Genomic DNA, 18,859 nt, shown 5'->3' with positions numbered 1-18,859 from the left:
CGATGGGCGTCGCTTGGGCGCGCGTCCGGCCCTTGGACAACCAGGGCGGCTCGGGCGTGTCCCCCGAGCGCTCGCGCCGCCCTGTTCGTCCCGCCGTGGGATCAGGAGCCGACCACGCCCCCGTCATCCTTCGTGATCACGACGGTCGCCGAGCGTGGGCGACCGCCGCCGGCCTCGGGCCACTGACTGAACGCGAGCGGGTTCTGCGCAAGATACTCGTCCATCGACAGGCTCCCGCGCATGCTCGCGTCCGGTGCGCGCGGATGCGAACCGGCCTCGCCGGGATGTTGCACGTTGATGAACATGGTCCGGTAGTCGGGGGAGAATGCAAGGCCGGTGATCTCGCAGCCCGAAGGTCCGACCAGGAAGCGGCGGATCTCCTTGCTCTCGGGGTCGGCAACCAGCATCTGGTTGTTGCCCTGGCCCGCGTAGTCGCCGCTATTCGAGAAGTTTCCGTCGGTCTGGATCCACAGCCGGCCCGCGCCGTCGAAGCCGATGCCGTCGGGGCTGTTGAAGGTGTTGTCGGCGGATACGTTCGCGGAACCGGAGCGCAGGTCCTGGCGGTCGGGGTAAGCCACCGGGTTGCCTGCGAGCACGAAGAGATCCCACTCGAAAGTCATCGCGGCGGCGTCGTCGCCGGCCTCGCGCCAGCGCACGATCTGTCCGTAGCGGTTCTGCGCGCGCGGGTTCGCCTCGTCCGTCGTGGTCCTGCCGGAGTTGTTGGTCAGGGCACAATAGACCTCGCCGGTTTGCGGATGCGTGGTGATCCACTCCGGGCGATCCATCTTGGTCGCACCGACGGCGTCGGCGGCGAGGCGGGCGTGGATCAGGACTTCGGCCTGGGTGGCGAAGCGGGCGTCTGCCGCCAGCGTGGGGTTGGCCGCCTTGTCGAGCAGCAGCCATTCCCCCACACCCATGAAGTCGCCGCTGGCCGCGCCGGCGTCGAATTTGGCCACATACAGCTTGCCGGCGTCGAGCAGGTTGCCGTTTGCAAGCCCACGGCTTGCGTCGAAAACGCCATCGGACACGAACTTGTAGAGGTAATCGTTGGCCTGGTCGTCGCCCATGTAGACGACCACGCGCTTGTCTGCGGCGAGCCTCATCTCGGCATTTTCATGCTTGAAGCGGCCGAGCGCGGTGCGCTTCTTCGGCGTGGAGCCGGGCTCGAAGGGATTGATCTCGACGACCCAGCCGAAGCGGTTGGCCTCGTTGGGTTCCTTGGCGTAGTCGAAGCGGTCCTCATGCTCGTGCCAGCGGTAGCCGGAACCGCCGGCGCTGATGCCGTAGCGGACGAAGGCCGCGCTGCGCGTCGGTGCCGGGCTCGCTGCGGTGGCGAAATAGCCGTTGAAGTTCTCTTCGCAGGTCAGGTAGGTGTTCCACAGCGTCTTGCCGTTGGCGCAGTTGTTCAGCGTTCCCAAGACGTTGAGGCCACTGGGGTCCGCCGTGGTGCGCAGGAGGGCGTCGCCGGCGGCGGGGCCGGTCAGCGTCATCGGCGTCTTGCCGGTGATCCGGCGGTTGTACGGCGAGCCGATGTGGACTTCCCAGCGCCCCGCGCCGTTCTTCTTGACGTGGAGGACCGAGACCCCATGCGCGTTGAGCGCCTTGGAGACCTTGTCCGCCGTCCACGGCGTCATGAATTCGGCGCCGAACAGATACTCGTAGTTGCAGTACTCGTGGTTCATCACCAGGAGGCCTTCGTTCGATCCGTCGATCGGGAAGTAGCTCATCCCGTCGTGGTTGTCGCCGACCTGGCGAGCCTGCTCTTCACCGGTGTTGGTGCCGTCCGGTCGCCATGCGGGGGAGTCGCTGAACAGCGGCGATCCCCAGGGAGTGAAGATCTGCGCCGAATAGCCCGCGGGGACGACGATCGCATCGCCGCTCGATGTGGCGACGGCGGCGAAGCCGAGGAGCGGCCCCGCGGCAGGCGCAGGCGCAGGGGGCGTCCCGGCGGTCGGGGTGCCGGCCACGGGCGTGTCGTCATCCGAGGTACAGGCAGCGAGCGAGCCCGACAGGAAGGTGACGGCCGAGAGGCCCAGGCCGCTCTTCAGGAACCCGCGGCGGCTGACCGCACGCTCCACGACGGACTGGAAGTGCTCGTTGGCCGAGAGGTTGGTCGGAAGGTCGTCGAGCGTATCGGGCTTCTTCATTGCTTCATCACTCCGGATGCAGGGTCGGAAAAGCCACGAGTTTTCCTGCGCCGGATTACGCGGGCGTGAAGGGTTTCTTACGCTTCGACGAGGGCGATCCCGCGCACGCGGCGGAGTGCGGCGGGGGGTGATTCAGAAACGGATCCGCATGCGCTCGCCGTCGCGTGTCGGGCGCAGCTCCGCGAGCATGCCTTCCAGGCGGCCAAGCAGCCGGGGATCGCCGCCGACATCGAGATCGACGCGCGGGCGCTGCCCGCCCGAGAGTTCCACCTTGCCATTCACGGCGAGCGCGCGCCCGCGCAGGGCGCTGATCTCCAGCGTCGTCACCGGCGCTGCGATCGCGGCGACGATGCGATGGTCGCCGAGCGCCTGGCCGGGCAGGATGTCCACGCCGCCGGCGCGCCACTCCGCCTGCAGCGTGCCCGCGCAGCGTCCGCCCCAGCCGCAGGCGAGCGCGGGAACGTTCAGCTCGAGGACGCCGCGCCAACCGGCGCGCGCGATCGCATGGGGAACTGCGGCGAGCGCGGTGGCGGGCGGCAGCTGCACCGCGAGGCGCTGCAGGGCGACGCCGCCAGGATCGATCTCCAGCGTGGCGGGGGCGCCGCCGTCGATGGTCAGCTGCCAGCGTAGCCGCGCACCCGCCAGCGCGGAGGGCTCGAACGCCCAGCGCAGGCGGGTGATCGGGCTCAGCGATGCGCTGCTGTCCGCGCTTGCGAGACGTCCCTGGCCGTTCCACAGCGTGCCCTCGGCCAGCACCAGGCGGAAGCGCCCTGCGCTGGCATGATCGAGCGCTGCGTCGAGCAGCACCGCGGGCGCGCTTGCGACGAGCAGTGCCCCCACGCTCGCGGCGAAGATGGCCGCGCCGGTGGCGAACTTCACTGTCCGCCCACCTCGAACATGGCGTCGAAGCGCGCCAGCCCGTCGGTACCGGCGGCTTGCAACTCCAGTCGCGTCGGACGCAGGCGCTGCTCGGCGTGCAGGGTGGCGAGCCAGTCCACGAGCGCAGGCAGGGTGGCACGGCCGCCGACTTCCACCCGATCGCCGGCGATCCGCGCCGCGGCCTCGATGCCGCGTGCGCTGGCGGCGGCGCGGATCGAGTCGGGCAGGGCCGCGAGCGGGGGCGCGGTCGGCGTGGGGCGCTCGCGCAGCGCGGCCAGGCCCAGGCTGTCCTGTTCCATGCCGAGGTAGGCCAGGCGCGCCGCCGGCAAGCTGCGTGCGAGCCGTTCACGTTCGGCGGCGAGCTGCTCGGCCGTGGAGATCAGGGCGCCGCCGAGCACGACTGCGACGGCGAGCACGAGCATGCGGCGCTCGCGCGGGGCGCATGCGGCATACCAGGCGCGCAGGCGCGCAATCGGCGAGAGGGCCGGCGATCGGCCGGAAGCGAGGGCGGGGGTCGAAGAGGCGGTCATCGGCGTTCAGGGGCGGGCGGCGAGGATCAGGCGGCTGCCCTCCGCGCGCGCCGCGAGGCCTCGCGCGTCGAGGCGGACGAGGAGGTCGGCGGGCGGCGCACTGGCCAACTCCAGCGTGAGCCGGCCATCCTCGTAGCGCAGTGCTTGCGGTTGCGGCGCGCCGGCTTCGAGCGCGGCGTCGAGCAAGGCCAAGAGGTCGCCGGCGGCGAGCTGCCCATGCACCTGCAGTGCGCGTTCGTGCGCGCGGCGCAGTTGCATGCGCGGTTCGAGCAGGGGCTGGCCGGGCAGGGCCTCGGCGGCCAGGCGCTCGCCGCGTTCGCGCAGCGCGCGCTCCTCGCCGCCATCGATTGCGACCAGTGCCGCCTGCACCAGCAACCACGCGCCTGCCGCGCCCGCGGCGAGCAGCGCCGGCCGGCGCAGCTGCCGCCACCAGCCGTCGCCGCCATGCGCCGGCGCGAACTCGCCGTGCAACAGGTTGGCGGCGTCGTTCGCCAGTCGCCACCAATCCAGCGTCGGACCCTCGCGCAGCTCCACCCCGATGCGCGCCGCAAGCGCAGGGGTCTCGGGGATGGGTGTGCCGGTGGTCGAGCGCACTTCCAGCCGGGTGGGGCGCGCCTCGGCGGGCGTCGCGTCGAGCTGCAGCGCGAGCCATTCTGCGAGCGTGTCCGTGCTGTCGGCGTCGAGCGCCATGCCCGCCTGCAGGCCGGTTCGCAGCACCGCGGTCGCGCCGGGCAGCAGCGCCAGCGTCCACTCGCCGGAGGCGGGCGGGGCGAGCTGCAGCGCGCTGCGTACCGCGTCGAGCGGTCGCCCGAGGGCCTTGCAGGTCGCGACCAGGGTGGCGAGCTCGCTGCGCGCGACAACGAGCACGCCGACGCGCGCGCTTGCCGGGTCGCGGCCGCTGACGGTGAGATGCTGCAGGTCGGGGTCGCGCGCGAGATGGCTCTCGAGCGCGTAGCGGATCAGTTGCGGCTGCTCGCGCTTCGGTGCCGGCGGCAGCTCGAGCTCGAGCCGGATCACGCGGCTGCCGGCGAGGACGATCTCGTGGCGATCGGCTGCGGGCCAGTGGCGCGGATCGCTGCGCCCGTGGTCGAGCGGCCGGCGTGCGGCGTCGAGCAGCACCCAGTCGGCGACCGGGTCCTGTGGCCAGCGCTCGCCGGCGAGCAGCATCAGGGTGGTGGTCATGGCGTGTGGTACCAGAGGATGGCGGGCCAGTTCGACTCGCGGTCGAGCATGGCCTGCAGGTTCAGTAAGGCGTCGCCGTAGGCGGCGCTGATGGTGACGAGGAAGTAGCGGCTGCGTACGTCGAGCACGCGGCCGGCGGGCAGGGCAGCACCTTCGGGCAGGCGTCCTTCGAGGTCGCCGAGGTTGCGGAACCAGGCGCGCTCGCGTGCTGCGACCAGGTTGCGCGCGACGTCCAGGCTCAGGCTGTCGAGCACTGCGGCGAGCACTTCCGCGCTTGCGGTGTTGATGTTGATCGGCGCCCCGGGCGGCGCGGCGACGACGTGGGGCTCGAGCGCGGCGAAGGTCGCGGCGGGAACCAGCCCGAGCAGGACGAGCTCGCGTGTCTCGACCAGCGCGCGTCCGCCACCCGCGTTCGCGTTCGTCTCGCCGCCGCTGCGCCCGTCGGGGGCCGTACCGGGGGCCGCGGCAGGGGCCGTGCCGAGCTCGGCGGTCCCGCCCTGCAGGTGGGCTGCGAGCGCGCGGGCAGTCGCGTTCGCGCTCGCGTCATCCATCCCCACCAGACCGAGCAGGCGGGTGAAACGGGCGATCGCCTGCGTGTCGGGGCGGCCGTCGGGCGCGAGGTCGTTGAGGTTGAAGCGCCCGGAGAGGTCGTGGATCGCCCCGCCCACGCTGCCGTCGGCGCTATCGCTGCCGATCGCGGTGACGGGGATCGCGGTGGTCCAGATCTCCCCAAAATGATCGGTGGACGTGCGGCGCGCATCGTCGGCGAGGATGTTGCGCGACCAGTCCACCGCGGCGCGCCCGAGCTGCCAGGCCTGGGCCTGGTCGTGGCGGCCGCCGAGCATGGCCAGGCCGTGGCCGAAATCGGCGAGTGCGGCTGCGGCGAGCATGGCGGCGAAGCTGACCGTCAGCAGCGCGAGCACCACCGCGGCGCCGCGCTGCGCGGCCCGCCTAGCGCAGCGCGAAAACGCGGGTGAGCGGGCCGACATCGGCGAGCTCCAGGGTGAGTTCGACCCCCTCGGGCAGCGGCGTGACGAGCGCGACGCGGCCGCGCCGGCGGCTTCGGCTCTCGGCGATGGGCCACTGCGCGTGCGGCTGGCCGGCCGCGATCAGGCGCCAGCGCAGGGCAGCGACGCCATCGAGCAGCGGCAGCCGGACCGCCTCGCCGCGCGCCTCGCGGTCGGGCCAGACGAGGGCTTCGAGGCGACCATCCCGATGGAGGAGTTCGATCCGACCGAAGCCCTGCTCGCCGCCGACCACCGTCCACGCGAGCCGGCTGCGGTGGTCGTCGGGTTCGGTCTCGAGTTCGAGCGCGGGGAGCGCCGCGCCCGTGGCGGCTGCGGTCGCGCCGGTGCCGTCGGCGAGCTCCGGCGGGGCGATCTGCATCAGCTCGCGCTCGATCAGTGCGCTCGCGTGCATCACCGCCTGCCAGCGCGCGAGCTCGGCGCCGATGCGCTCTCTCCCATCCACCAGTTGGCTGGTGGCGCGCCAGGTGAGCACGCCGATCACGCCGAGCAAGGCCATCGCCACCATCAGCTCGATCAGGGTCAGGCCGGCGCCCCGACGGCGCGCGGAGCGGCGACGAGCGGCGAGGGCAGGGGGGGGAGTGCGGTACGGCTGCATCGGCTCGTTCAGCGCAGCGGACGCACGGCGAAGCCGCTCAGGGTGGCGAGGGTGCGCCCGCCGCTCGCGTCGAGCACGCGCACGTCGATACGCCGAAACAGTGCGTTGGGCGTGCCGCTCACTTTCTCCTCCCAGCGCATCCTCATGCGCGCCTGCTCGGCTTCGCCGCTGTACTCGCCGATCTCCGGCCAGGCCGCAGTGGCACGGTGCATTGCCAGGCGGTTCTGCGCGACCCAGCTCGCCAGGGTGTGCTCGCGCAGGGCTGCGGTGGACTGCGCGGTCGCGCCCATCGCGCGCAATGCCGACACCAGTGCGATTGCCACGATCGCGAGTGCGACCAGAGTCTCGAGCAGCGTGAAGCCGCGCGTGCGTCCGGCGTTGCGAGGGCGAGCCCGATTGCGATTCGGCGCCGGAGTCATCGTGCGGCCTCCGCGCCCGGCCGACGCTCCACACGACCGTCGATGCGGCCGGCGATGCGGTAGCGCATGCCCTCTTCGGCCAGTTCCAGCTCGAAGGCCGGCGCGCGCGTGCCGAAGACGATCCTCCGCCCGCCCCCGCCTTCCGCGACCGGGGCGGCGAGCGACTCCCCCGCGGGGGGCGCGACCGCGCCGGGGAGCGACGTTGCGCCCGAATCCGCCGGCAGCGCCTGCCGCCCCGCGCGCTGGCCCACGCGCAGCGCGGCCACGCGCAGGCCGCCGGCAAAGGCACGCGGGGCGAACTCCGGCGGTGCCTCCAGTCGCTTCCAGCCGCCGTCGGGCTGGCGCTCACTGAAGCGATAGCCGTCGGGGAGGAAATCCACCGCGAGCGCGCGGCCGCGCAGCTCGGCGCGATAGGCGGCGCCTTCGAGCGCGCGGCGCAGGCGTTCGACCTCGTGCTCGCCGTCGTCGGCCTGGGCGCGGTCGAGCGCGAGCGCGATGCCACCGCCGGCGATGCCGACGATCACCAGCACGACCAGCAGTTCGACGAGGGTGAAGCCGCGCTGCATGGGCTCGCGTTGCCGAAGGGCGGGGCGCTCAGGGCTGCCAGGAGCCGACGTCGGCGTCGAAGCCTTCGCCGCCCGGGCGGCCGTCGGCGCCGTAGCTGAACACATCGACCTCGCCGTGCACGCCCGGCGCCAGGTACTGGTAGGGCTGGCCCCAGGGGTCGGCGGGCAGGCGCTCCACGTAGGCCTTCCAGTTCTCGGGCGCGGGCGCCGCGGTCGGGCGCGCGACCAGCGCGCCCAGGCCCTGCTCGGTGCTCGGGTAGCGTCGGTTGTCGAGCTTGTAGAGCTTGAGCGCCTGCATCAGCGAGGCGATGTCCTGGCGCGCCGCGACCACGCGCGCCTCGTCGGGCCGGCTCATGATGCGCGGCACGACCAGGGCGGCGAGCACGCCGAGGATCACGATCACGACCATCACCTCGATCAGCGTGAAGCCGCGGGCGCGGCGGCGGCCGGGATGGGTGTGGATGGCGGGGCCGGCAGGGCGGACGAAGCGTTGCAGCATGGACTTACCTCATCAGGGTGTTGATTTCGATGATCGGCTGCATGACCGCGAGCACGATCAGCAGCACCACCGCCCCCATCACCAGCAGCAGCAGCGGCTCGAGCAGGCTGGTGAGGGTGGCGGTGCGGGTTTCGAGTTCCTGCTGCTGCAGGCGCGCGGCACGCTCGAGCAGCTGGTCGATGCGGCCGGTGGCTTCGCCGTTGGCCACCATGTGGATCAGCATCGGCGGAAACGCGCGCCCGGCGGCGAGCGCGCGCGCCAGCGGCCGCCCTTCGCGCACCTGCTCGGCGGCTTCGCGCACCGCGGCGCGGATCGGCAGGCGCTGCACCACGCGGCCGGCGGCGTCGAGCGCGGCGAGCAGCGGTACGCCGCTGCCGACCAGGATGGCGAGCGTGCTCGCGAAGCGGGTGGCGTCCAGGCTGCGCAGGTGGCGGCCGAGCACAGGCAGCGCGAGCAGGCGGCGGTCGAAGGCGTGGCGGATGCGCTCGTCGCGCAACAGCGCGAGCGCGCCGAGCAGGGCGGCGGCACCCGCGGCGAGCGCGAGCCAGCCCCAGTCGCGGATGAAGTTCGACACCCCGATCATGATGCGGGTGAGCAGCGGCAGGGCCTGCTTGCTGTGCGCGAACACGCCCACCACCTGCGGCACCACGAAGACCATCAGCCCGGTCACCACCAGCAGCGCCACCATCGCCACGAGGGCCGGGTAGATCAGCGCCTGCATCGTCTTCCTCTGCAGGTCGGCGCCGTGTTCGAGGTGGTCGGCGAGCTGGTTCATCACCGCGGCGAGCTCCCCGGACTGCTCGCCGGCGGCGATCGCCGCGCGGTAGATCGGCGGGAAGGCGCCGCTGTGGCGGTCGAGCGCGATGCGCAGGCTGTGGCCGGAGACGACGTCGGAGCGGATCGCCGCCAGGGTGTCGTGCACGCGCTCGCTCTCGGCCTGCTCGATCAGCGCCGACAGCGCGTGCTCGACCGTGAGCCCGGCGGCGAGCAGGGTCGCCCACTGGCGCGACAGCAGCGCGAGCTCGTTCACCGGCAGGCGGCGGCGCGCCTGCACGCGTGCGAGCCAGCCCGGGCGATCGGCGGCAGCGCGGGCCTGCTGGCCGAGGTCGATGACCTCGACCGGATGCAGGCCGCGCTCGCGCAGCGCGCTGCGTGCGGCGCGGCCCGAGTCGGCCTCGATCACGCCGGTGCTCGGCGTGCCCTGGAGGTCGAAGGCGCGATAGCGGAAGGCGCTCATGACAAATGGCTCAGGCGCGGATCACGCGCTGCAGCTCGGCGGCGCTGGTCAGCCCGCTGGCGACGTGGCGCAGGCCGTCCTCGTGCAGGCTGTGCATGCCGGCGGCGCGCGCGTGGGCGCGCAGGCGGTCCTCGTCGGCGCCGTCGTGGATCAGGCGGCGCAGGCCCTCGTCGACCACCAGCAGCTCGTAGATGCCGGCACGCCCGCGGTAGCCGCTGTGGCCGCAGTGCGCGCACTGGCCGGCTTCCCAGCCCCGCGTCGTGCTGGCGGGCGCGGCGGGCTGGCGGCAGTCGGGACAGAGCTTGCGCACCAGGCGCTGGGCGAGCACGCCGCGCAGGGTGGAGGCGAGCAGGAAGGGCTCGATGCCCATGTCCACCAGGCGGGTGAGCGCGGCCGCGCTGTCGTTGGTGTGCAGGGTGGCGAGCACGAGGTGGCCGGTGAGGCTGGCCTGGATGGCGATCTGCGCGGTCTCGAGGTCGCGGATCTCGCCGATCATGATCACGTCCGGGTCCTGGCGCAGGATGGCGCGCAGCGCGCGCGCGAAGTCGAGCTCGATGCGCGGGTTGACCGGGATCTGGCCGACCCCGGGCAGATCGAATTCGACCGGATCCTCGACCGTGACGATGTTGAGGCGGCCGGCATCCAGGCTCTGCAGCGCCGCGTACAGCGTGGTCGTCTTGCCCGAGCCGGTGGGGCCGGTGACGAGCAGGATGCCGTGGGGCTGGGCGAACAGGTCGGTGAACACGGCGCGGGTGTCGGGCGCCATGCCCAGGCCGTCGAGCCCGATCTGCCCGGCCTGCTTGTCGAGCAGGCGCAGCACCAGGCGTTCGCCGTGGGTGGTGGGCACGGTGGACACGCGCACATCGACCGCCCGCCCGGCCAGGCGCAGGGTGATGCGGCCGTCCTGGGGCAGGCGTTTCTCGGCGATGTCGAGCTGCGCCATGATCTTGATGCGCGAGGCCATCGCCGCGTGCAGGCCGCGGCGCGGACGCGCGATGTCGCGCAGCACGCCGTCGCGGCGCAGGCGTACCACCGACTCGCGCTCGTAGGGCTCGATGTGCACGTCCGAGGCGCCGTCGCGCACCGCCTGGGTGAGCAAGGCGTTGATCAGGCGGATGATCGGCGCGTCGTCCTGGGTGTCGAGCAGGTCCTCGACCGCGGGCAGCTCGGTCATCAGGCGATCGAGGTCGACCTCCTGACCGACGTCGGCGACGATCTCCGCCGCACTGCCGCCGGCGCCGCCGTAGGCCTCGGCGAGGCGGGCGTCGAAGAGCGCGCGCGGCACGCGCTGCAGGCGCAGTGGCAGGCCGACGCTGCGGCGTACTTCGGCGAGCGCTTGCGGGCGAACGTCCTCGCGCACCAGCACCTCGGCGTGTTCGGCGCCGAGGGCCGCGACCAGCACGCCGTGGTCGCGCGCGAAGCCGTAGGGCAGCTCGAAACCCATCAGCGCGGGGCCGCCGGCGTCGCGGCGGGCTGCAAGGGGCGGAAGGCGAGGTCGACCACCGGCGCCGGCTCGCCCGGCGGCGGGTCGCGCAGCAGATTGGCGCCCGAGGGCAGCTGGTCGCGGCGGCCGATCACGTAGTCGTAGCGGCTGTCGGTGAGCGCGGCGTAGCTTTCGCGGTCGCGCAGGATCACCGGGCGCAGGAACACCACCAGGTTGGTCTTGGCGCGCTTGCGCGTGTCGTAGCGGAACAGGTTGCCGGCGAAGGGCAGGTCGCCGAGCACCGGCACCTTCTCCTCGCCGCCGCTGTAGCTGTCCTCGACCAGTCCGCCGAGGGCCAGGATGGCGCCGTCGTCCACCAGCACCATGGACTCGATCGAGCGCTTGGTGGTCACCGAGTTGCCGGCGGCGGCGCTCTCGGCGCTGCCCACCACCGCCGAGGCCTCCTGGTAGATCTGCAGGCGGATCGCGCCGCCCTCGGAGATCTGCGGCTTGACGTGCAGGGTGAGGCCGACATCGCGGCGCTCGATGGTCTGGAAGGGGTTGGCGGGCGTGGTGCCGCCGCCGGTGTTGGCGTACTGGCCGGTCACGAAGGGCAGGTTGCGACCGACGACGATGCGCGCCTCCTCGTTGTCGAGGGTGATGAGGTTGGGTGTGGACAGGATGTTGGCGCTGACCTCGTTCTCGAGGAAACGGGCCAGCACGCCCAGGCTGAGCACTTCGCCGATGCCGGGCACGTTGACCTTGCCGCCGCCCACCACCAGGTTGAGGCCATTGTTCGGCAGCGTCAGCCTGGTCCGGTCGGCGCTGCCGGCGATGAGCTGGCCGAGGTTGCCGCCGCCGCTGTTGAAGAGCTGCGCGCCGAGCACGCCGACCTCGCCCGCCGAGGCGCCCGCGACCCACTGGAAGCCGAACTCGGCGGCGCGCTCGGTGGAGATCTCGGCGATCAGCGCCTCGATGTAGACCTGAGCGCGGCGGCGGTCGAGCTGGTCGATGACCGCGCGCAGGTTGCGGTAGATCGCGTCGGGCGCGGTAATGATCAGCGCGTTGTTCACCGCGTCCGGCTGCACCATGCCGCCGCGAGTGGCGGAGGAAAGACCGCCTGCCGCGCTGCCGGGGGTGGAGCCGGTGCCGCGCAGGGGTGCGCTGGCGACGCCCATTCCGGACGGGGCGGAACTGCCCGTGCCGAAGCCACTGCTGCCGCCGCTGTTGCGCGACAGCGGCTGCGTGCCTGCAGCGTCGCTCGTGCCGCCCTCGCCGGCGAGCGCGGCATTAAGCGTCGCGGCGACCTGGACGGCGTCGGCGTTGCGCAGATACACCACGCGGATGTCGCCGCCCGCGCCCGGACGGTCGAGCGCGGTGACGAGCTGGCGCAGCGCGGCCAGGCGGCTCGGCGTGTCGGCACGCACCAGCAGGCTGTTGCTGTTGGGTTCGGCGACGATCTGCGGCGGTGCGAGCCCGCCCGCGTTCTGGCCACCGGTCTGCTGCTCGGCGAGCAGGCGGACGAGCACCGGGGCGAGGTCGTTGGCCATCGCGTGCTGCAGGTGCAGCACCGCGACGTCGCCCTGCGGGGTGTCGATCGAGTCGATCACGCTCGCGAGCCGGCGCAGGTTCTCGGCGTAGTCGGTCACCACCAGGGTGTTGTTGCCCGGGAAGGCGGTGACGGCGTTGTTGGCCGAGACCAGCGGGCGCACCACGTTGACCATGTGCGCCGCCGACTCGTGGCGCAGCGCGAAGACCTGGGTCACCAGACGGTCGCCGCGCGCCCCGGCCGCGCCCTGGCGACTGCTGACCACTGGCACGCCGTGCAGCTTGGCGTCGGCCTCGGGCACCAGCTTGGTCAGGCCCGACTCCTCGATCGCCGCGTAGCCCTGCAGGCGCAGCGCCGAGAGCAGGATCTGGTAGGTCAGCTCGGGCGCGACCGGGGTGTTGGTGATGAGGTTGATCTTGCCCTTGACGCGCGGATCGATGAGGAAGTTGCGCCCCGAGATGCGCCCGATCGCCTGGATCACCGAGTCGATCTCGGCGTTCTGGAAGTTGAGCGCGACCGGCTCGCCCGCGGCGTGCACGAGGCACGAGCCGAGGCCGAGCGCGGCAATGGCGAGCGCGCGCAGCGCATTGCGCAACACGGCTCGGCCCCGCGCGGGGAAGGAACGAGGAAGCGGTCGGAGGGTGGAAAGGCGGGTCATCGGGGATCGCGTCTGGGCCCGCCATCGGCGACGGGCGTGGGTGGGCGGGAGGACTCGCCGCGCTCGCTGGCGCGCGCGGGCAGGGCGAGCGTGCTGCGGCGGCCATCGAGCTCGAATTCGGCGGCCTCGGGCAGTAGGCGGACGAGCCTGCGGCCATCGGGCAGGGCCTGGCCGGGGCTCAGGCTGAGGCTGGAGCCGTCCTCGGCCTGCAGGATCGCGAAGCCGGGCAGGGCGCCGAAGCCGGTGGCGATGCCGGTGACCGTGTAGCGTGCATCCGGGCCTGCCGCGCGCATCGGGGCCTTGTCGGCGACCGGTGCGGCACGACCCACATGCAGGCCGATGCGTGCGGCCACCTTGCGGGCGTCGGTCTCGTGGCGCGCAACCGCAGCCACCGGCGCGGGCGCCGCAAGTTGCCAGAACAGCTCCGCCGCCACCCAGGCGCAAGAGGTCAGCGCGAGCAGCCAGGCGAGCGTGGGCAGGGTGTTCGGCAGGGAGCGGAGGGCGGCGGTGTGGCGGCGGGAATACGTCGGCATCGGCAGGAGCGGGGACACTGGTGAAGACCGCAGGCGCGATGTCCGGCGCGCGCGACGGGATCGCAGCGACAGGTCGTCTGTCGTTCGGCGCAGGGCATGGGACGCCACCGGAATGCGCGTTTTCGGGAAAGCAGGCGCCAGTTCGCATGCGTGGGCTGGCGTCCGTCCCCTCATGGGGTCATTCGGGGTGATCGCCGTTCTGTCGCTGGCAAAGGCTGTGGACTATCGGCTGGAGATGTTGCAGTGGTGTTGCCGTCGACCGGACCCGGGGCGTGCCGCGATCGCCCGAGCGGGCCGTGGAGCCTCGTGGGCGCGGCAAGCGAATAGGCTAGTTGCACCGAAACTGGGATAATGTACAGCTTGCCCCGGAAGCCCACGACGCATCATGTCCGACCCCGCCCCGATCTTCGCCGACGACGGCCCGCTCGCCGCCGCGATCCCCGGTTTTCGTGCCCGTCCGCAGCAGATCGAGATGGCGCAGAAGATCGCCGAGGCGCTGCGCGAGAACCGCGTGCTGGTGGCGGAGGCCGGCACCGGCACCGGCAAGACCTTCGCCTACCTGGTGCCGGCGCTGCTGGCCGGGGGCAAGGCCATCATCTCCACCGGCACCAAGACGCTGCAGGACCAGCTCTTCAACCGCGACCTGCCCACCGTGCGCGCCGCGTTGAAGGTGCCGGTGACGATCGCGCTGCTGAAGGGGCGCGCCAACTACGTCTGCCACTACCACCTCGAGCGCAACGCGCGCGACGGCCGCTTCCTCACCGCGCAGGACGCCGCAGACCTGCGCGCGATCACGCGCTTCGCCAGGCTCACGCAGACCGGCGACAAGGCCGAATGCACCGACGTGCGCGAGGACTCGCTGGCCTGGCTCGCCGCGACCTCGACACGCGACAACTGCCTCGGCCAGGACTGCCCGCACAAGGACGAGTGCTTCGTGATGCAGGCGCGGCGCAACGCGATGGAGGCCGACGTGGTGGTGGTCAATCACCACCTCTTCTTCGCCGACGTGATGTTGCGCGACGAGGGCATGGGCGAGCTGCTGCCGGCGTGCAACGCGGTGATCTTCGACGAGGCCCACCAGCTCCCCGAGACCGCGAGCCTGTTCTTCGGCGACAGCGTGTCCACCGCCCAGGTGCTGGAGCTGGCGCGCGATACGCGCTCCGAGACCGTGGCCGCGGCGCGCGACTGCGTGGCGATGATCGACCAGACCCGCAACCTGGAAAAGGCCGCACGCGACCTGCGCCTGGTGTTCGGGCCGGAGAGCGCGCGGCTCTCCGCCGCGCAGGCCGCCGAGCATGAGAACTTCGACGCCATGGTCGAGGCGCTGGAGAAGGCGCTCGCCGACTTCCACGCGGTCCTCGCCACCCAGGCCGAGCGCTCCGAGGGCCTGGGCAACTGCCTGCGCCGCACCGAGGAGATGTCCGACCGCCTGGCGAGCTGGCGCAAGCCCGAAGACAAGGAGCTGATCCGCTGGGTCGAGGTCTTCACCCAGTCGCTCGCGCTCAATGCCACCCCCCTGCACGTGTCGGACGTGTTCAAGCGCCAGCTCGAAGGCCACCCGCGCGCGTGGATCTTCACCTCGGCGACGCTGGCGGTGGGCAAGGCCGACTTCGGTCACTACTGCCGCGAGCTGGGCCTGGCCTGGATGGACCCGCCGCCGCTCACCGCGGTGTGGGGCAGCCCCTTCGACTACGCCGAGCAGGCGCTGCTGTACGCGCCGGCCGGCATGCCCGAGCCCAACTCGCCCGACTACACCGAGCGTGTCGCGAAGGTCGCGCTGCCGCTGATCCGCGCCGCAAGAGGGCGCGCCTTCGTGCTGTGCACCTCGCTGCGTGCGATGCGCCGCATCCACGAGCTGATCCTCGACGGGCTTGCGCAGAGCGGTGACGCGCTGCCGGTGCTGCTGCAGGGCGAGGGTTCGCGCACCGAGCTGCTCGAGCGCTTCCGCCGCCTGGGCAACGCGGTGCTGGTGGCGAGCCAGAGCTTCTGGGAGGGCGTCGACGTGCCGGGCGACGCGCTCTCGCTGGTGGTGATCGACAAGCTGCCCTTCGCGCCGCCCGACGACCCGGTGCTGGCGGCGCGCGTCGAGCACATGCAGAAGCAGGGCCTGAGCCCCTTCGTGCATCACCAGCTGCCCAAGACCGTGATCAACATGAAGCAGGGCGCCGGGCGCCTGATCCGCAGCGAGCGCGACCGCGGCGTGCTGTGCATCTGCGACCCGCGCATGATCGACAAGTCCTACGGCAAGGTCGTCTGGCGCAGTCTGCCGCCCATGCGCCGCACGCGCGCCGAAGCCGACGCGGTCGCCTTCCTCGAGAGCCTGCCGCCACCAAGGCAAGCCGGCTGAGCTGGGTCAAGGGTGGGCAGCGGCGCTCTGTTGTATCCTTCGGCCCTGCTCATATCACGCCGTGGGGCGAGTCTCGATGAAAGTCTTCGGTTTCGCCGGCTGGTCCGGCTCCGGCAAGACCACCCTGGTCGAAAAGCTGATCCCCGAATTCACCGCGCGCGGTCTGCGCGTGTCGGTGATCAAGCACGCCCACCACGGCTTCGACCTCGACAAGCCGGGCAAGGACTCGTGGCGCCACCGCGAGGCCGGCGCGATGCAGGTGCTGATGCTGTCGAACGACCGCTGGGTGCTGATGCACGAGCTGCGCGGCGCCCCCGAGCCCACGCTGGACGAGCAGCTGCGCCTGCTCGAACCCTGCGACCTGGTGCTGATCGAAGGCTACAAGGCGGCGGCGGTACCCAAGATCGAGATCCACCGCCCCTCGCACGGCAAGCCGCCGCTGTGGCCCGAGAACCCGCACGTGGTCGCGGTCGCCACCAACGGCGAGATCGACTGCCCGCTGCCGCGTCTGCCGCTCGACGAGCCCGCCGTGGTCGCCGACTTCATCCTGGACTACTTCAAGAACCGATGAACCCCGACATGCTTTCCTTCGACGAAGCCTACGAGAAGCTGCTCGGCTTCGTCCGCCCGGTACGCGAGGTGGAGGAGGTGGACACCCTGTTCGCCGCCGGCCGCGTGCTCGCGGTCGATCAGCATTCCACCATCGACCAGCCGCCGATGGACAACTCCGGCATGGACGGCTACGCCCTGCGCGCTGCCGACGTGCCGGTGGCCGGAACCCGCCTGCCGGTGAGCCAGCGCATCCCCGCCGGCAGCGTCGGCCACGAGCTCGCCCCCGGCACCGCCGCGCGCATCTTCACCGGCGCGCCGCTGCCCCCCGGCGCGGATACCGTGGTGATGCAGGAGCTGTGCGAGCACGCGGGCGACGAGGTGGTGGTCAACATGGTGCCGCGTGCCGGCGAGGCGGTGCGTCGCATGGGCGAGGATGTCGCCCGCGGCGCGCGCGTGCTGCCCGCCGGGCTTCGCCTGAGCCCGCAGGCGGTCGCGCTCGCCGCCTCGGTGGGTCTGGCGCGGCTGCCGGTGCATCGGCGCGTCAAGGTCGCCGTCTTCTCGACCGGCTCCGAGCTGGTGATGCCGGGCGAGCCCCTGCCGCCCGGCGGCATCTACAACTCCAACCGGTACCTGCTGCGCGGCCTGCTTGCCGGGCTAGGCTGCGAGGTCGAGGACTTCGGCATCGTGCCCGACCGCCTCGACGCCACCCGCGAGGTGCTGCGCCGCGCGGCCGAGGGACACGATCTCATCCTCACCAGCGGCGGCGTGTCGGTGGGCGAGGAAGACCACGTCAAGCCGGCGGTCGAGGCCGAGGGCAGCCTGGACATGTGGAAGATCGCGATGAAGCCGGGCAAGCCGCTGGCCTACGGGCGGGTGCATGGTGCCGCCTTCATCGGTCTGCCGGGCAACCCGGTGTCGAGCTTCGTGACCTTCCTGCTGATGGTGCGGCCCTTCCTGCTCGCCACCCAGGGAGTGAGCGAGGTCGCTCCGGCGTCGATGCAGTTGCGCGCCGACTTCGACTGGCCTCGGCCCGACCGCCGGCGCGAGTTCCTGCGCGCGCGCATGAACGCGCAGGGCGGGGTGGAACTCTTCGCCAACCAGGGCTCGGCGGCGCTCGAGTCCACCGTGTGGGCCAACGGCCTGGTCGACATCCCGGCCGGCACGGTGATCGCGTGCGGCGAGACGGTGCGCTTCCTGCCCTACGGCGACCTGCTGCACTGAGGCGCGGATGGGGACGAGCGGACGCGGACGGGCAATCAAGGGAACGAGACGGACATGACGAGCAAGGTGAAGATTCTGTATTTCGCGAGCCTGCGCGAGGCGGTGGGGTGCGCCGGCGAGGAGCTGGATCTGCCCGCCGGCGTCGGCACGGTGGGGGCCTTGCGCAGCCACCTGGCCGCGCGCGGCGAGGGCTGGCAGGCGCTGGCGGCCGGGCGCAACGTGCGCGCGGCGCTCAACCAGAGGATGGCGGGCGCCGATGCGTCGCTCGATGGCGGCGACGAGGTCGCCTTCTTTCCGCCGGTGACCGGAGGCTGACGATGGTGGAAGCGAGAGCGCAGGACGCCGCCGAGGTCAGCGTCCAGCACGAGGACTTCGACGTCGGGGGCGAAATCGCGCGCCTCGGCGAGGGACGGCGCGACGTCGGCGCGGTGGCGAGCTTCGTCGGCCTGGTGCGCGACGCCAACGACGGCAGCGGCGTGCGCGCGATGACGCTGGAGCACTACCCGGGCATGACCGAGCGCGCGCTCGAGGAGATCGTCGAGCAGGCGAAGGCGCGCTGGTCGCTGCTCTCCGTGCGCGTCATCCACCGCTACGGCCGCCTGGAGCCCGCCGACCGCATCGTCTTCGTCGGCGTGACGAGCGCGCATCGTGGCGAGGCCTTCGCCGCCTGCGAGTTCATCATGGACTACCTGAAGACGCGGGCCCCGTTCTGGAAGTGCGAGGAGACGCCGCAGGGCGCGCGTTGGGTCGATGCGCGCGAGAGTGACGACTCGGCCGCTGCGCGCTGGGCCGCCTCCGGTGCGCAGGTCCCCGCGGGCGAGGGCGAGGACTGGGACGACATCGAGCTGCGGCGCTGAGGGGGCGAGGACGGCCGGGGAGGCCGCCCTTTGCGGGTTCTTTCGGGATGCGGATCAAACAAAACGGCGCCGCAAGGCGCCGTTTTCAATCGCAGCGGGAACGGCCCGCCACACGAGGCGGAGGCGTTCAGCGACGACCCTTGCCACCCTGCTGGGTGAAGGCCTGGAAGGCCTGGGTGGAGGCGCGCGTCATCTGTTCGAAGGCCGCACGGGTGGTGTCCATCGCGGTCTGCATCGCGCCCAGCGCGTTCTGATCGGCGATCGGCATGCCGGTGAACATCTTCTGCATGGCTTCGAACATGTCGGTGCTGCCCGAGCTCAGCTGCTCCCCCACCAGCCGGCCGAACTCGGCCTGGGTGGCAGCGGTGATCTCGGCAATCTGGCGTGCGCACGCGAGCATCTCTTCGGTGGTGCGCTGCGCGTAGCTTGCGCGCATTTCCATCGCGCCCTGCGGGTCCTTCGCGGCCGAGAGGGCCTTGGCGTTCTGCACGCCTTCCTCGAACAGACGCTTGGCCGTGGTGACCTGGATCTCCATGATGCGCTGCGAGTTCTCGATCGACATCTGGGCCAGGCGCATCGCCGCCTCGAGGTTCTTCTTCTGAAGTTCGTTCAACTGTTCCTGTTTGCTGGCCATAGG

Annotated in this window: 19 protein-coding genes; 5 read left to right on the top strand and 14 right to left on the bottom strand. The window is 72.0% G+C overall.

What is annotated here, in order from left to right; translation table 11 throughout:
* Positions 1-101: 101 nt before the first annotated feature.
* From ACZ5PP_RS04460 to ACZ5PP_RS04400, 13 genes are all read right to left on the bottom strand, one after another.
* Positions 102-2,147, bottom strand: a complete 2,046-nt coding sequence (locus ACZ5PP_RS04460) for a PhoX family protein (protein WP_464826806.1) — start codon at positions 2,145-2,147, stop codon at positions 102-104.
* Between the two features lie 132 nt (positions 2,148-2,279).
* Entirely contained in the window at positions 2,280-3,026 is a 747-nt protein-coding gene (gene gspN / locus ACZ5PP_RS04455; protein ID WP_464826805.1) for a type II secretion system protein N, read from the bottom strand.
* Positions 3,023-3,448 carry a type II secretion system protein GspM gene (gspM, locus tag ACZ5PP_RS04450; protein ID WP_464826804.1) on the bottom strand — a complete coding sequence of 142 codons (426 nt, stop codon included), beginning with the start codon at positions 3,446-3,448 and terminating at the stop codon, positions 3,023-3,025. Before gspM ends, gspN begins: the two co-directional genes overlap by 4 nt.
* 114 nt (positions 3,449-3,562) lie before the next feature.
* A complete protein-coding gene (gspL, locus tag ACZ5PP_RS04445; RefSeq protein ID WP_464826803.1) occupies positions 3,563-4,738 on the bottom strand; it encodes a type II secretion system protein GspL in 1,176 nt (391 codons plus the stop codon).
* Positions 4,735-5,727, bottom strand: a complete 993-nt coding sequence (gene gspK / locus ACZ5PP_RS04440) for a type II secretion system minor pseudopilin GspK (RefSeq protein WP_287470403.1) — start codon at positions 5,725-5,727, stop codon at positions 4,735-4,737. Before gspK ends, gspL begins: the two co-directional genes overlap by 4 nt.
* A complete protein-coding gene (locus ACZ5PP_RS04435; protein ID WP_464826802.1) occupies positions 5,690-6,361 on the bottom strand; it encodes a type II secretion system protein GspJ in 672 nt (223 codons plus the stop codon). Before ACZ5PP_RS04435 ends, gspK begins: the two co-directional genes overlap by 38 nt.
* Positions 6,362-6,369: 8 nt before the next feature.
* Positions 6,370-6,780 carry a type II secretion system minor pseudopilin GspI gene (gspI, locus tag ACZ5PP_RS04430; protein ID WP_464826801.1) on the bottom strand — a complete coding sequence of 137 codons (411 nt, stop codon included), beginning with the start codon at positions 6,778-6,780 and terminating at the stop codon, positions 6,370-6,372.
* Positions 6,777-7,346, bottom strand: a complete 570-nt coding sequence (locus ACZ5PP_RS04425) for a prepilin-type N-terminal cleavage/methylation domain-containing protein (protein ID WP_464826800.1) — start codon at positions 7,344-7,346, stop codon at positions 6,777-6,779. The genes gspI and ACZ5PP_RS04425 overlap by 4 nt, the downstream gene beginning before the upstream one ends.
* A 28-nt stretch (positions 7,347-7,374) precedes the next feature.
* Positions 7,375-7,845 carry a type II secretion system major pseudopilin GspG gene (gene gspG / locus ACZ5PP_RS04420; protein WP_004330183.1) on the bottom strand — a complete coding sequence of 157 codons (471 nt, stop codon included), beginning with the start codon at positions 7,843-7,845 and terminating at the stop codon, positions 7,375-7,377.
* A gap of 4 nt (positions 7,846-7,849) precedes the next feature.
* Complete coding sequence (gspF, locus tag ACZ5PP_RS04415) at positions 7,850-9,082, bottom strand: type II secretion system inner membrane protein GspF (protein ID WP_464826799.1); 1,233 nt, start codon at positions 9,080-9,082, stop codon at positions 7,850-7,852.
* Positions 9,083-9,092: 10 nt separating this feature from the next.
* A complete protein-coding gene (gene gspE, locus ACZ5PP_RS04410; protein WP_464826798.1) occupies positions 9,093-10,526 on the bottom strand; it encodes a type II secretion system ATPase GspE in 1,434 nt (477 codons plus the stop codon).
* A complete protein-coding gene (gspD, locus tag ACZ5PP_RS04405; RefSeq protein WP_464826797.1) occupies positions 10,526-12,712 on the bottom strand; it encodes a type II secretion system secretin GspD in 2,187 nt (728 codons plus the stop codon). Before gspD ends, gspE begins: the two co-directional genes overlap by 1 nt.
* Complete coding sequence (locus ACZ5PP_RS04400; RefSeq protein WP_004321062.1) at positions 12,709-13,245, bottom strand: type II secretion system protein N; 537 nt, start codon at positions 13,243-13,245, stop codon at positions 12,709-12,711. The genes gspD and ACZ5PP_RS04400 overlap by 4 nt, the downstream gene beginning before the upstream one ends.
* Positions 13,246-13,630: 385 nt before the next feature.
* Here ACZ5PP_RS04400 and ACZ5PP_RS04395 point away from each other — a divergent pair, with 385 nt between their 5' ends.
* The 5 genes from ACZ5PP_RS04395 (at position 13,631) to moaE (ending at position 18,222) form a co-directional block, all read left to right on the top strand.
* Positions 13,631-15,592, top strand: a complete 1,962-nt coding sequence (locus ACZ5PP_RS04395; RefSeq protein ID WP_273421942.1) for an ATP-dependent DNA helicase — start codon at positions 13,631-13,633, stop codon at positions 15,590-15,592.
* Between the two features lie 76 nt (positions 15,593-15,668).
* Complete coding sequence (mobB, locus tag ACZ5PP_RS04390) at positions 15,669-16,163, top strand: molybdopterin-guanine dinucleotide biosynthesis protein B (protein ID WP_004321064.1); 495 nt, start codon at positions 15,669-15,671, stop codon at positions 16,161-16,163.
* Positions 16,160-17,365 carry a molybdopterin molybdotransferase MoeA gene (locus tag ACZ5PP_RS04385; protein ID WP_464826796.1) on the top strand — a complete coding sequence of 402 codons (1,206 nt, stop codon included), beginning with the start codon at positions 16,160-16,162 and terminating at the stop codon, positions 17,363-17,365. The genes mobB and ACZ5PP_RS04385 overlap by 4 nt, the downstream gene beginning before the upstream one ends.
* 54 nt (positions 17,366-17,419) lie before the next feature.
* Positions 17,420-17,680, top strand: coding sequence for a molybdopterin converting factor subunit 1 (gene moaD, locus ACZ5PP_RS04380; protein WP_273421946.1), 261 nt, complete (start codon positions 17,420-17,422; stop codon positions 17,678-17,680).
* A gap of 2 nt (positions 17,681-17,682) precedes the next feature.
* The gene (moaE, locus tag ACZ5PP_RS04375) at positions 17,683-18,222 is read left to right on the top strand and encodes a molybdopterin synthase catalytic subunit MoaE (protein WP_004321067.1); all 540 of its coding nucleotides are present in this window, start codon (positions 17,683-17,685) and stop codon (positions 18,220-18,222) included.
* 127 nt (positions 18,223-18,349) lie between these two features.
* On the opposite strand, the gene ACZ5PP_RS04370 is transcribed toward moaE, so the two are convergent.
* Entirely contained in the window at positions 18,350-18,856 is a 507-nt protein-coding gene (locus ACZ5PP_RS04370; RefSeq protein WP_004321068.1) for a phasin family protein, read from the bottom strand.
* Positions 18,857-18,859: the final 3 nt, after the last annotated feature.

It is taken from the genome of Thauera sp. DNT-1 (assembly GCF_055393985.1).
The sequence above is the reverse complement of the archived record's forward strand: the minus strand, read 5'-3'. Positions and strand labels throughout refer to the sequence as shown.